Genomic DNA, 592 nt, shown 5'->3' on the forward strand with positions numbered 1-592 from the left:
CCGGACACCCGTACGGACCGGCCCGCCGCCGACGCGGCCCCCCTCGCCACCGCCGGCCCGCGCGCCGTGGCGGCTGACGGAACATCCTCCGGCGCGTGCGCCCCGGTCTCGCCCGACGGGGCGTACGACCCCGTGGTCGTCGTGGCCACCGGCACCCACCTGCCGGACCTGCCGGACGCCACGCGCGTCCGGCGCTGGCTGGCCGGGGGCGCCCCCGACTGGCCCGCCACCTTCGGCGACGCCTACCCGATGCCCTCGCCGGTCGAGGCGCGCCTCGCGCCGTCCGCGCTGGCGGCGCTCGACCGCAGCCAGGTGATGGCCCTGCGGTGCGCCGACGAACTCGCCGGCGACTGGCTGTCGGACGCCGCGCTGCGCGCCCGCACCGGCGTGTTCGTCGGGCACACCGGGCCCACCCGCTCCGCGCTCGCCCACGACCTGCGCTGCTATCTGGACGACCTCACCGCCAAGCTCACCGACCCGGCCGGCCTTCCGCCCGCGCTGCTCGGCGACGCCGTGCGCGCCCTGACCCCGCCGACCAGCGAGGACTCGTACCCCGGCCTGATGCCCAACATCATCGCCGCCCGCGTGGTGC

1 pseudogene is annotated in these 592 nt (G+C 78.7%); it reads left to right on the plus strand.

Annotated elements, in window-relative coordinates:
* A pseudogene (locus KUM32_RS38495) lies at nt 1-592 on the plus strand (hypothetical protein); the annotation flags it as partial.

The organism is Streptomyces sp. AC627_RSS907 (genome assembly GCF_019049165.1).